The following is a 12,626-nucleotide window of genomic DNA, read 5'->3' on the forward strand; positions in this document are numbered from 1 at the left end:
GGCGCCGCACTTCGCAGGCTTTCGACGCCGGTCGGCCCCCGTGGCCGGCCGGCGTTGTCGTTTGGCGAATCGGGGATGCCCGCGCGATCAATGCGATAGAGCGCCCGTCGCGCCGCGCTCTTTGCGACAACCGCACGAAGGGGCGTGACGGGCGAATTTCTTTTCGCTAGAACGCAACGCGAACATGCTGACGCGCCTCGCCATTCGCAACATCGTGCTGATCGAAGCGCTCGATCTCGATTTCGCGCGCGGTCTTGGCGTTCTCACGGGTGAGACGGGCGCGGGCAAGTCAATCCTGCTCGATGCGCTGGGCCTCGTGATCGGCAATCGCGCCGACAGCGGGCTGGTGCGCGCCGGGGAAGACCGCGCGAGTGTGACCGCCAGCTTCGAGTTTTCCGCGCTTCCCGCCGCCGTGCGCACCGTGCTGGACGCCGCCGACCTTGAAGTGGAGCCGGGCGAACCGCTGCTGCTCAAGCGCCAGCTTCGCGCCGATGGCGGCAGCCGCGCCTTCCTCAACGACCAGCCGGTCAGCGTCTCGCTGCTGCGCGAGATCGCCCCGGCGCTGGTGGAGATCCACGGCCAGCACGACGATCGCGGACTGGTGAACCCCAAGGGCCACCGCACGCTGCTCGATCGTTTCGCGGGCGGCGACGTGGCCGGCGTGGAGGCCGCGTGGAAGACCTGGCGCGCAGCGCAGGGCGCACTGGATGCGGCGCGCGGGCAAGTCGCCAAGGCGGCCGAGGATCAGGACCTGCTGCTCGCGCATCTGGCCGAGCTCAATGCCCTTGCCCCGCAGGAGGGCGAGGAGGAGCAACTCGCCCACGCCCGCGCCGACATGCAGAAGGGCGAGAAGCTGACCGACGATCTCTCGGCGCTGCAACACCTCTGGACCGGTTCCGATTCGGCGCTGGCACGCCTGCGCGGCGCGGCGCGGCGGCTCGACCGCATTGCCGGGGAGCATCCGCTGCTGGGCGATGCGCTCGAAGCGCTCGATCGCGCGGTGATCGAGGCGAGCGAGGCCGAGGAAAAGCTGGAGCGCGCGGCGGAAGCGCTGGCCTTCGATCCCGACGAACTGGACCGCATCGAAACCCGCCTGTTCGATCTGCGTGCCGCTGCCCGCAAGCAGCTCTGCACGGTAGACGAACTGCCCGAAAAGATGCGCGAGATGCGCGAGGCGCTCGATGCCATCGAGGGGGGCGAGGAACATGTCGCCGCGCTTGAGGCGGCCGCGCAGAAGGCCGCGCTGGCCTATCGCCAGCAGGCCGAGGCGCTGCACGACTTGCGCCGCTCGGCTGCCAAGCGGCTGGACAAGGCGGTGGCCGCCGAACTCGCGCCGCTGAAGCTCGATGCTGCGCGCTTCCAGACTTCGGTACTCAAGCTGAGCGAGGATCGCTGGGGCGCGCACGGCATGGACGCGGTGGAATTCCTGATCAGCACCAACCCCGGCGCCGACTTCGCGCCGCTCGCCAAGATCGCTTCGGGCGGCGAGCTTTCGCGCTTCATCCTCGCGCTCAAGGTGGCGCTGGCCGAAGAGGGCGGGGCGGCGACCGTGATCTTCGACGAGATCGACCGGGGTGTGGGCGGCGCGGTGGCGGATGCCATCGGCGAGCGTCTGGCGCGTCTGGCGAATGGCAGCGGGCAGGGCGGCCAGTTGCTGGCCGTGACGCACAGTCCGCAAGTGGCCGCGCGCGGCGACCGCCACTTCATGATCGCCAAGTCCTCGCAAGGGACGGTGACACGCACGTCGGTTACGCCGCTGAGCGCGGCCGAGCGACAGGAAGAGATCGCCCGCATGCTCTCCGGCGCCGAAGTGACCGAAGAGGCGAGGGCGCAAGCGAACCGGTTGCTGGAACGGGCTTAGGGCCCGTTTGAACATTCGCTGGGGGCGAATTGTGCTGCGCGGGTCCCTCTTGCAGCGTTTATCTTAGGCATGCTCTTAAAGCAGAATGCGCACGGCTGACGATTTCGCCGGATCGCACCAAAGACAATGCCTGTTGTCGCAGGATTATCTGTCTGCGGTAATGAAATGACATCGAAATCGATGTTTGGTATTCTGCACATTCAATTGAACATTTCTGCGAAACTAATTGAAGAAATGAGAATGTGTTTTTTGCACACATATAACCGGCCCGATCGGTATAAGTACCGATTGTCCAATTGATGCCAATAGATAATTCCACTTAGTGCAATGGACTGATTTTGCCGGGTTGGCGTTTGCCGATCTCGAAATGGGGGGTGCCGGAAGAGGAGAAGAAAGTGGCTCTACTCGACACCATTCGCGGGGCCATCGCGCCCGGCACCGTTGACAATCTGGCGGCGAAACTGGGCGAAAGCCCGCAGGCCACCGGAAGCGCTCTGGGCGGGATCGTCCCCGTCATCCTTGCCGCAATGTCCAGCCGCGTCGCCGCAGGCAGCGGTGGCGGGGTCCTCAGCATGATCAAGGCCGCGCTGGCGAGTGGAAACCCGCTGGATCACCAGGCGGCACTGACCGATCGCGTGGGCGCCGAGCCGGCAATCACTCCGCATGGAGGTGGTTTTCCGGACCTGTTCGGCTCCAACTTCGGTGGTCTGGTATCCACGCTGGCGGGCCACTACGGCATAGCTCCGCAAAGCGTGCGCTCTCTCCTGGGGGTTGGCGGGCTGTTCGCGGCTGGCGGCATTGGCAAGCTGCTGGGCTCGACGCCGTCGCTCCCCGAAGTCACCACACTGCTCAATGGCGAGCGGGCATCGATCCATGCCGCCTTGCCGCCCGGCGTGTCGGGCCTTTTGGGTTCCCCCGCCGCGACAGCATCGCAGAGGTTGGAGGAACCCGTCCGCGCCGCATCCGGCGGGATGGGCAAGTGGTGGCCCCTGCTCCTGCTTTTGCTGGCGATCATTGCGCTCATCTGGGCCTTGCGCTCGTGCAGCAACAAGGAGGTCACGACTCCCAGCATGGAACCGACTGCGGCGGTCGAGCCCAGCCCGATGGTCGAACCCACTCCAACGGCCGCGATCCCAACCGGTTCCGGCATGGTGAGCGAAGTGACCGACGGCCGGCCGGTGCTGCGGGTGTTCTTCGCCGTCGGCAAATCCGATGTGACCAAGGACCTGTCGACCGCGGCGAGCAGCGTGAAGGAATACCTCGACGCACATCCTGGCTCCTTCGTGGCCGTTTCGGGCTATAACGACCCGACCGGAGACCCTGTCGCCAATGCCGCCCTTTCGAAGCGGCGCGCCGAGGAAGTCAGCAAGGCGCTGGTGGATACCGGGATCCCGGCCGCATCCATCAAGATGATCAAGCCCGCCGATACGACCGGTAACGGCGATACCAACGCCCAAGCACGCCGCGTGGACGTGACCGTAGGCGAATGACAATTCCGGTGGTGTGCACGCTTTACGCTGAACGGTGTGCACACCACCGTCGTCCGGTCCTCTTATCCGGGGCGAGCAGCCTTGCGAGGCCACCCAAATTGCTCTGAACCGTGTAAACAGTGTCGGCCGCGTCACCTTGTGGTCTACCGTCCGGCCAAGGCTTGCGGCATAGGCTAGGGCATGACCGAAAATCCCGATCTGTTTGCGAAGCCGGACCTTCCGGGCGAAGCCGAAGCCGCCAACGAACTCATGCGCCTGGCGCGCCAGATCAACCGGGCGAACCGGCTCTACCATGCCGAGGACGCGCCCGACATCACGGACGCCGAGTACGACGCGCTGGTGCGCCGCAATGCCGAACTGGAAGCGGCCTATCCGCACCTGATCCGGCCCGATTCGCCTTCGAACAAGGTGGGCCACGATGTCGCCGCTTCGCCTCTCGGCAAAGTGCGGCACGAGGTTCGGATGATGAGCCTCGACAACGCCTTCACCGATGAGGAAGTGGAAGACTTTGTCGGCCGCGTGCGCCGCTTCCTCTCGCTCTCCGCCGAGGAACTCGTGCAGGTGACGGCGGAGGACAAGATCGACGGCCTCTCCTGCTCGCTGCGCTACGAGAACGGCAAGCTGGTGCGCGCCGCCACGCGCGGCGACGGGCAGGTGGGTGAGGACGTGACCCCCAATGTCGCCCACATCGCCGACATCGTGCAGGAACTGAAGGGAGAGGATATCCCGGAGGTCTTCGAGGTGCGCGGCGAAGTCTACATGGAGAAGGCCGCCTTCCACGCTCTGAACGAGACGCTGATGGCCGAGGCGCGCGCGCTGGCCGAGGAGAAGGGCGAAGCTTTCGATGAGAGCAAGGTCCGCCAGTTCGCCAATCCGCGCAATGCTGCCGCCGGGTCGCTGCGCCAGAAGGATGCCTCCGTCACCGCCAAGCGCCCGCTGCGCTTTTGGGCCCATGGCTGGGGTGCGGCAAGCCACGTTCCGGGGGCGAGCCAGCACGAAGTGATCCGCCGCATCGAAAGCTGGGGCCTGCCGGTCTCGCCGCAGTTCCGGCTCTGCCATTCGGTCGAGGAAATGCTCGCTGCCTATCGCGCGATCCGTGACGGGCGGCCCGATCTGCCGTTCGAGATCGATGGCGTGGTCTACAAGATCGACCGGCTCGACTGGCAGCAGCGTCTCGGTTTTGTGGCCAAGGCGCCGCGCTGGGGATTGGCGCACAAGTTCCCGGCCGAGCGGGCGGAGACGACGCTGGAATCGATCGACATCCAGGTCGGCCGTACCGGCAAGCTGACGCCGGTGGGGCGCTTGAAGCCGGTGTTGGTGGGCGGCGTTACCGTCACCAACGTCACGCTACACAATCGCGACGAGATCGGCCGTCTGGGCGTCCGTCCGGGTGATACCGTGGTGCTCCAGCGTGCGGGCGACGTGATACCGCAGATCGTCGACAACCTGACCCGCGATGTGGAGCGCGATGCTTTCGCATTCCCCGATCACTGCCCTGAATGCCACTCCGAAGCTGTCGCCGAGGAGGGTGAGGTGGACGTGCGCTGCACCGGCGGGCTGATCTGCCCGGCGCAGCGGACCGAGCGCCTGAAGCACTTCGTCAGCCGCGCCGCGCTCGATATCGAGGGACTGGGCGAGAAAACCATCGATGAGTTCTTCGCCAAGGGCTGGCTGGAAAGTCCGGCCGACATCTTCCGCTTGCGCAAGCGCCGCGAGGAGATTCTCGCGCTGGACGGGTGGAAGGACAAGTCTGTGGACAACCTGTTGGCAGCGGTGGAAAACAAGCGCCAGCCCGATGCCGCGCGGCTGCTCTTCGGCCTTGGCATCCGCCATGTCGGCGCCGTGACGGCGCGCGATCTGATGAAGCGTTTCGAGACACTGCCGGCGCTGCGCGAAGTGGCCGAAAAAGCGCACGAGAAGCAGGGCGAGGAAGCCGCGCTGGCAGGCAGCGAGGCCTATTCGGAACTGGTCTCGATCGACGGTATCGGTCCCGCCGTGGTCGAGGCGCTGGGCGACTTCTTCCATGAGGAGCACAACCGCGCGGTCTGGGAGGACATCCTCTCGGAAGTCACGCCGCCGGCCTATGTCGTGGAAACGATCGAGAGCGAAGTCGCGGGCAAGACCGTGGTCTTTACCGGCAAGCTGGAAACGATGAGCCGCGACGAGGCGAAGGCACAGGCCGAACGGCTGGGCGCCAAGGCGGCAGGCTCGATCTCGGCCAAGACCGACATTCTGGTCGCGGGGCCGGGTGCGGGCTCGAAGCTGAAGAAGGCGGCCGACCTTGGCATCAAGGTCATCGATGAAGCTGAATGGGCCCGGATCGTGGAAGCCGCCGGCTGACGGGTCGCAAGATCAGCCGGGGTTCGCGTCCCGGACCCATGCCCGGTGCCGGAGGGGCGCACTGCCCCTGCCGGCACCTGTAGTGTGAGTGACGCGCCGCTCAGGAGACGCGGTTCTGTCGCTCATGCACCTGGCGGTAGTGTTGCACGCGGGTTGCGCGCAGCCCTGCCATTCCTTCGCGCTCTACTGCGCGTTGCCACGAGGCAAGTTCCTCAAGCGTGAGATCGTAGCGTTCGCAGGCCTCGGCAATCGTAATCAGGCCCCCATTGACGGCAGCCACGACTTCCGCCTTGCGGCGCGCAACCCATCGCAGCGTGTTGCGCGGCGGCAGGCTCTTGCGGTCGAGAGCTTCACCCAGGGGTCCCACGACGACGTTCGGTCGGTCGAGTTCGGTACGAAGCATATTTGGCCTCTTGAGCTGTTGTTACCAGCCCCCCTTGGTCACTAATTCTTGTTTGTAATCCCTAATTCTACCTTACTAAAGATGGTTAATTTCTGATTTTGGCGTTTTAGGTAAGATACTGGGAAATATAGGTAAATTTGCCTATGAAATATTGCCGAGATATTAACGCGGCGTTTACCTCTCTTAATTACACTCCCGGATAGAGCGGATCCCCCCGATCCGCATGGAGTTATGAACGTGTCCCCCGGGCTTTCCCCTTATGCGATCGCGCTTGCGCGCCACGTTTCGCCGGAAGGGTGCCAGCTCGTGGTTGAGCGGAATTTGCTCGAAAAGGGTGTGCGGCTGGTGCTGGCGCTGGCGGGGAATCCGCGGGCGACGGGAACCGTTCGCTGGGTCGTGGCCGACCGCGCGGGCTTTGCCTTCGACGCACCGATCGCCGCGGACCTGATGCGGATCATGCGGCTTGGCCCGCAGGGGCCGGGGCTGGAACTCCATCGCGCCTGAGCGCGCGCTTCACAGCCTCCGGCCAATCGAGGTTCCGGATCAGCGCCGACGCGCGCGCATCCACAGGATCGACCAGTCGCCCTTGACCAGCCTTGCAGCCAGTCGCAGCCCGGCCCGACGGCAGGCGCGGCGCACGGCATCTTCCTGCGTTTCGAGCAGGCCCGCCAGCAGCAGGTGTCCGCCCGGTGCCATCGACTTGGCGAAATCTGGCGCCAGGCTGACCAGCGGCCCGGCGAGAATGTTCGCCATGATGAGGTCGTAAGGCCCGCGCGCGGCGAGCAGCGGGTTGTCCATGCCGTCGGCGATGGTCATGACCAGTTCGCCCGAGCGACCGCCCAGTTTCATGCCGTTGGCATCGGCATTGTCGGCCACCACCGAGGCGCAGACCGCGTCGATGTCGCTGGCCGTGGCGAGCGCGCGCGGCCAGAGCGTCATCGCCGCGAAGGCGAGCAGGCCGGTGCCCGTGCCGATGTCCGCATGGTTGCGCACGATCACGCCCTGCGCCTTCATGTGGCTGAGCATTTCGAGGCAGCCAGCCGTCGTGGCGTGTTGTCCGGTGCCGAACGCCTGGCTGGCGGGGATCACGAAGTCGGTTACGCCGGGCTCGTCCAGCGGCGGATATTCGGGCGTGTGGACGTAGAAGCGACCGGCACGGATCGGCTCCAGGCCTTCCTGGCTGGCGACCAGCCAGTCCGTTTCGGGCAGTTCCTCGACGATGAATTCGGGCACGTCGCCGGTGAACAGCGCGGCGAGGGCGTCCTTGTCCGCCTTCTTCGGCTTATGGGCGAGCCACGCCTCCAGTTGCCAGTCGTCGGGCTTGTCCTCAGCAATTTCGCTGCCGGAAATGACGATATCCGGATCCCAGTCGAAAGCGTCCTCATGGGCGACGAGCGCACCCTCGACGACGGCGCGGGGGGCGAAGGCAGTGATTTTCCAACTCACGAATGCGTCTCCTTCGCTTCGGGAGCGGCCTCTTCGGCAAGGCGCTGGTCGAAGCGAGCATGGGCTGCGGCTGCATATTTGCGGCACGCGGTGGGATCGACCAGCGGGGCCGTGCCTGCAAGGCGCGCGAAGAGATCGCTCGCGCCCGGATGCGGGGAAACCAGCAGGTCGCAGGGAAGTTCGGCGATTCGCGCATAGCCTTCGCGGATGGCGGCAATGCGCTCGGGGTGGTCGGTAAAGCGGTAGCCCTTGACAGAAATCGCGCTCACGCTGTCCGCATAGGCGATGGTCAGGCACTTGCCCGCATTGTCGCACGATCGCCATGTCCAACTGGTCGATCCGGCGGCATGGGCGGGTGTGGAATGGGCGGTGAGCGTGATGGTGCCAAGCGTCAGCTTCTCGCCATCGGTCAGGCGCCGGCCGACATGGACGGGCGGGAAGGCGTCAAGCTGGCCGAACTGCGGGTCGGCGGCATCGGCCTTGCCGCTTTCGAGCACTTGCGCGGCGGCGGGCAGGGCGGCGACGCGCGCCCCGGTTCCGCGCTGGAGCGCGGCGAGGGCGCCGGCATGGTCGAAATGCTCGTGCGTGGAGAGGATCCAGCGCACGTCCCGAGGGTCGAAGCCCGCCGCCTTGATATTGGCGAGAACCAGCGGGGCCGCTTCCGGCACGCCGCCGTCGATCAGCACGTGGCCCTGCTTGCCGGTGATGAGAATGGCGGAGATCCCGCAAGTGCCGACGTACCAGGTATTGCCAAAAAGCCGCGCGGGCGGGGCGGGATAGGCCCAGCCATCATGGTCCTTGCAGGCGGCGACGAGTCGCGCTGCGTCGGTGCCGGCCGGAAGCGCTCCGGCATCGTTCGCGGTATTTGCGCTCGCGGCATCCGGTGACGATGCCGCCGCGCCGGGAGAGGCGGAGCAGGCGGCCAGCAGCAAGGCCGGTGCGAGGATGTTCGGCAGGCGATTCATAAGCGTGCGCTTTAGACCGCACCTGCGGCCAAGGCCAGTGGCAGGGGACCGGTGCTCCCGCACGTACAAGGCGATCGGGGCGGCTCGTCCGATGTGGCGGGCGAAAGGACGCTTGTGGGCGATGCATCCGCGTTGTGCGTCGCGGAACTTGCGCCAAGCCGTGATTTGTCTAAGGGGACTTCTCGACAGGGGCAGCCTCAGGGGCTGCTAAAAGGCAAAAAGGATTCGAAAGAGCCATGGCCAAAGACGGCACCAGGAACCGTCCGCTTTCGCCCCATCTCGAGATCTGGCGTTGGGGCCCTCACATGTTCGTCTCGATTCTGCACCGCGTGACGGGCGATGGCATGGCATTTGCCGGCCTCGGCCTGCTGCTGTGGTGGCTGGGGGCGCTGGCCAGCGGTCCCGCGGCTTACGCGCAGTTCGCCAAGTGCATGACGTCGATTCCGGGCTATGTCGTGCTCGTCGGCGTCTCCTGGGCCTTCTTCACGCACATGATGAGCGGCCTGCGCCACTTCGTGCTCGATATCGGCGCCGGCTTCGAACTGAAGGCCAACCGGACCTTCTCGATCCTTGCCCCGGTCATGGGTGTGCTCGTCACGGTCGCCTTCTGGGCGCTCCTGCTGCTTCGCTGAGGAACGGAACATGGGTAACGGAACTTCCATCGGCCGCGTTCGCGGCCTCGGCGCGGCCAAGACCGGCGTTCATCACTGGCTGCTGCAGCGCTTCACCGCGATCGGCAACCTGCTGACCGGCATCTTCCTCGCCGTCTCGCTCGTCCTCCTGCCGGACCTCAGCTACGCCTCGGTTGCCGAATGGCTGGCCCGCCCGGTCCCGGCCGTGGCGATGATCCTGCTGGTCGTCACGACCTTCTGGCACGCACGCCTCGGCCTGCAAGTGCTGGTCGAAGACTACGTGCATGAGCACGCCAACAAGTTCGCCTGCATCGTGGCGCTGAACCTTGCTGCCTGCGGCGGCATCGCCTTCGGCGTCTTCTGCGTCATTCGCCTCGCGCTGGGAGCCCACGCCTAATGTCCGGCCCTGCCTATAAGATCATCGATCACACCTATGACACCGTCGTCGTCGGCGCCGGTGGTTCGGGTCTGCGCGCCACGATGGGTTCGGCCGAAGCCGGCCTGCGCACCGCGTGCATCACCAAGGTGTTCCCCACCCGCTCGCACACCGTCGCGGCGCAGGGCGGCATCGCCGCCTCGCTCAAGAACAACACCCCGGACCACTGGACCTGGCACATGTACGACACCGTCAAGGGGTCGGACTGGCTGGGCGACCAGGACGCCATCGAATACATGGTGCGCGAAGCCCCGGCGGCGGTTTACGAGCTGGAGCACGCCGGCGTGCCCTTCAGCCGCAATGCCGACGGCACGATCTACCAGCGCCCGTTCGGCGGCCACATGCAGAACATGGGCGAAGGCCCGCCGGTGCAGCGCACTTGCGCCGCCGCGGACCGTACCGGCCACGCCATGCTGCACGCGCTCTACCAGCAGTCGCTGAAGTACGACGCGGACTTCTTCATCGAATACTTCGCGATCGACCTCATCATGGACGGCGGCAAGTGCGTCGGCGTGATCGCGCTGTGCATGGATGACGGCTCGATCCACCGCTTCCGCTCGCAGGCCGTCGTGCTCGCGACCGGCGGCTATGGCCGCAGCTACTTCACCGCCACTTCGGCCCATACCTGCACCGGCGACGGCGGCGGCATGGTGCTGCGCGCGGGCCTGCCGCTTCAGGACATGGAATTCGTGCAGTTCCACCCGACCGGCATCTACGGCGCGGGCGTGCTCATCACCGAAGGCGCGCGCGGCGAGGGCGGTTACCTCACCAACTCCGAGGGCGAACGCTTCATGGAGCGCTATGCACCGTCGGCAAAGGACCTCGCCTCGCGCGATGTCGTCTCGCGTTCGATGGCGCTGGAAATCCGTGAAGGTCGCGGTGTCGGCCCGAACAAGGACCACATCTACCTGCACCTCGATCACATCGATCCCAAGGTGCTGGCAGAGCGTCTTCCCGGCATCACCGAAAGCGGCAAGATCTTCGCGGGCGTCGATCTTACCCGCCAGCCGCTGCCGGTCGTCCCGACCGTCCACTACAACATGGGCGGCATTCCGACGAACTATCACGGCGAAGTCGTCACCATCGGTGCCGACGGCAATCCCGAAACCGTGGTTCCCGGCCTCTTCGCGGTCGGTGAAGCGGCCTGCGTTTCGGTCCACGGCGCCAACCGCCTTGGTTCGAACTCGCTGATCGACCTCGTGGTGTTCGGCCGCGCAACCGGTCACCGCCTGAAGGAACTGGTCAAGCCCGGCGCCAATCAGGACGAGCTGCCCAAGGATTCGGCAGACCTCGCGCTCGGCCGTCTCGATCACTTCCGCCATGCCAACGGCGGCACGCCGACGGCCGAGATTCGTACGGAAATGCAGCGCAACATGTCGGCCCACGCCGCCGTGTTCCGCACCGACGAACTCATGGTCGAGGGCAAGGCGGCAATCGCCAAGACCTACGAGAAGATGCAGGACATCAAGGTCACCGACCGCGGCCTGATCTGGAACTCGGATCTGGTCGAGACGATGGAGCTGGACAACCTGATCTCGCAGGCCACCGTCACGCTGCACGGCGCCCAGGCGCGTCAGGAAAGCCGCGGCGCCCATGCGCACGAGGACTTCCCCAACCGCGACGACGCGAACTGGATGAAGCACACCGTGGGCTGGTTCAACGGCTGGGGCGGCAAGGGCGGCGAAGTCCGTCTCGATTACCGCCCGGTCCACGAATATACGCTGACCGACGACGTCGAGTACATCAAGCCCAAGGCCCGCGTGTACTGATCGACGCGCCGGCAACGGCCCGGTAAATCGATAACAAAAATGGCGGCGCTCCGGACAACCGGGGCGCCGCCATTTTCATTTGGTTGGCTATTCGGCCAATCATTTGCCCCGACATCTGCCCAACTATTTGCATTGCAACCGAATCCACTCCGTCGCATTACTTGTGCGACATCGCGGGAACAGGAGTCGATTGCATGACGACCTCACACACCGACCCGAATGCCTTCACCGATCCGCTGGCCCCTCCCTTTCTTGGCTCCCCGCCGCTCGGCTGGGGCTGGGTCCTGGCCTATGGCGTGCTGCTCATCCTCGTTGCGGTCGTCGTCATCGCCAATCCGCTGGTGGCAAGCTTTGCGACCGGGTTCCTGCTGGGCATCGTGCTCTGCGTCTACGGCGTCGCCGCGATTTCCGCCGGTGTCCATTCGATGTCGCGCCGCGCACGCTGGACGGAGATCCTGCTCGGTGCAATCGGCCTGATTGCCGGGCTCTATGTGCTGTTCAACCCTGTGGCCGGAGCGCTCACGGTGGTCTGGGCGATCGGTGCATGGCTGCTGATTTCCGGCGGGTTCGAGATTGCCTTCGCGCTCAAGGCCCGTCACGACAAGGCTTGGCGCCTGTTCCTGGGCGCGCTGGATGTGGTGCTGGGCGTGCTGCTGTTGACCTCCAATCCGAGGACGGCCATCGGCTTTCTGGCGATCATGGTGGCGATCAGCTTCTTCATGCGCGGCATTTTCATGATCGCCGTCGCTCTGGGCCTGCGCAGGCTGGGCAAAGCGGCAGGGTGATCGGGTTCCGGTAACGGAGATCGACGATGAGCGAGCGACCCGAAGGCAAACTCGCCGGCGAAATCGCCGAGGACGCGCACAAGGTCGCTCGCAACGTCGAAAAACAGACGGACACGGCGGACCGGCGGACGGTGCTTGCCGCCGACCGCACCATACTCGCGGCCGAGCGCACGTATGCCGCATGGGTGCGCACCGGCCTCGGCGCTCTGGCGTCGGGGATCGGCGCGCGCGCCTTGCTGCAAGGGGTGGTGAGCGAATGGCTGGTACTGACCACCACCGTCGCCCTGCTGCTCTTCTCCGAATTCTGCTTCATCGCCGGCATCTGGCGCGAGCTTCGGCCGATGACGCCGGCACCTGAGAGCGACACGCCGCGTCTGCCGGCGGCGCTGCTGGTCGGCTTCAACGGGTTTCTGGTCGTGCTGGGAATCGCCGTGATCGTGGGCATCCTTTCCAAGTAGTCGGGGATGGGCTTCCCAGCGCCGTTCATCTGGCGTTCATG

At 65.6% G+C, this 12,626-nt stretch carries 12 protein-coding genes; 9 read left to right on the top strand and 3 right to left on the bottom strand.

Annotation, left to right across the window (positions count from 1 at the left end; genetic code table 11):
• The first annotated feature begins 184 nt into the window (after positions 1-184).
• The 3 genes from recN (at position 185) to ligA (ending at position 5,691) form a co-directional block, all read left to right on the top strand.
• Positions 185-1,861 carry a DNA repair protein RecN gene (gene recN / locus AC1VVM_RS09075; RefSeq protein WP_132384770.1) on the top strand — a complete coding sequence of 559 codons (1,677 nt, stop codon included), beginning with the start codon at positions 185-187 and terminating at the stop codon, positions 1,859-1,861.
• Positions 1,862-2,256: 395 nt separating this feature from the next.
• Entirely contained in the window at positions 2,257-3,351 is a 1,095-nt protein-coding gene (locus AC1VVM_RS09080; RefSeq protein ID WP_482903639.1) for an OmpA family protein, read from the top strand.
• 180 nt (positions 3,352-3,531) lie between these two features.
• A complete protein-coding gene (ligA, locus tag AC1VVM_RS09085; protein WP_482954964.1) occupies positions 3,532-5,691 on the top strand; it encodes an NAD-dependent DNA ligase LigA in 2,160 nt (719 codons plus the stop codon).
• A 100-nt stretch (positions 5,692-5,791) separates the two neighbouring features.
• Here ligA and sciP read toward each other — a convergent pair whose 3' ends face one another.
• Entirely contained in the window at positions 5,792-6,094 is a 303-nt protein-coding gene (sciP, locus tag AC1VVM_RS09090; RefSeq protein WP_132384773.1) for a CtrA inhibitor SciP, read from the bottom strand.
• A gap of 231 nt (positions 6,095-6,325) precedes the next feature.
• Here sciP and AC1VVM_RS09095 point away from each other — a divergent pair, with 231 nt between their 5' ends.
• Positions 6,326-6,598, top strand: coding sequence for a PilZ domain-containing protein (locus tag AC1VVM_RS09095; protein WP_132384774.1), 273 nt, complete (start codon positions 6,326-6,328; stop codon positions 6,596-6,598).
• A 39-nt stretch (positions 6,599-6,637) separates the two neighbouring features.
• Here the strand turns inward: AC1VVM_RS09095 and AC1VVM_RS09100 are convergent, their stop codons facing one another.
• A complete protein-coding gene (locus tag AC1VVM_RS09100) occupies positions 6,638-7,540 on the bottom strand; it encodes a 50S ribosomal protein L11 methyltransferase (RefSeq protein WP_482903641.1) in 903 nt (300 codons plus the stop codon).
• Positions 7,537-8,505, bottom strand: coding sequence for a subclass B3 metallo-beta-lactamase (gene bla / locus AC1VVM_RS09105; protein WP_482954965.1), 969 nt, complete (start codon positions 8,503-8,505; stop codon positions 7,537-7,539). The genes AC1VVM_RS09100 and bla overlap by 4 nt, the downstream gene beginning before the upstream one ends.
• A gap of 236 nt (positions 8,506-8,741) precedes the next feature.
• Between bla and sdhC the strand changes: the two genes are divergently transcribed.
• From sdhC to AC1VVM_RS09130, 5 genes are all read left to right on the top strand, one after another.
• Positions 8,742-9,137: a succinate dehydrogenase, cytochrome b556 subunit gene (gene sdhC, locus AC1VVM_RS09110; RefSeq protein ID WP_482903643.1), complete on the top strand. Its 396-nt coding sequence runs from the start codon at positions 8,742-8,744 to the stop codon at positions 9,135-9,137.
• Positions 9,138-9,147: 10 nt separating this feature from the next.
• Entirely contained in the window at positions 9,148-9,534 is a 387-nt protein-coding gene (gene sdhD / locus AC1VVM_RS09115; protein ID WP_132384778.1) for a succinate dehydrogenase, hydrophobic membrane anchor protein, read from the top strand.
• The gene (gene sdhA / locus AC1VVM_RS09120; protein WP_482903644.1) at positions 9,534-11,342 is read left to right on the top strand and encodes a succinate dehydrogenase flavoprotein subunit; all 1,809 of its coding nucleotides are present in this window, start codon (positions 9,534-9,536) and stop codon (positions 11,340-11,342) included. The genes sdhD and sdhA overlap by 1 nt, the downstream gene beginning before the upstream one ends.
• Positions 11,343-11,536: 194 nt before the next feature.
• Positions 11,537-12,127 carry an HdeD family acid-resistance protein gene (locus tag AC1VVM_RS09125; protein ID WP_482903645.1) on the top strand — a complete coding sequence of 197 codons (591 nt, stop codon included), beginning with the start codon at positions 11,537-11,539 and terminating at the stop codon, positions 12,125-12,127.
• 26 nt (positions 12,128-12,153) lie between these two features.
• On the top strand, positions 12,154-12,585 hold the full coding sequence (locus tag AC1VVM_RS09130) for a YidH family protein (RefSeq protein WP_482903646.1): 432 nt from the start codon (positions 12,154-12,156) through the stop codon (positions 12,583-12,585).
• The last annotated feature ends 41 nt before the right edge of the window (positions 12,586-12,626 follow it).

The sequence above is a fragment of the Novosphingobium sp. BL-S-33 genome (genome assembly GCF_056857025.1).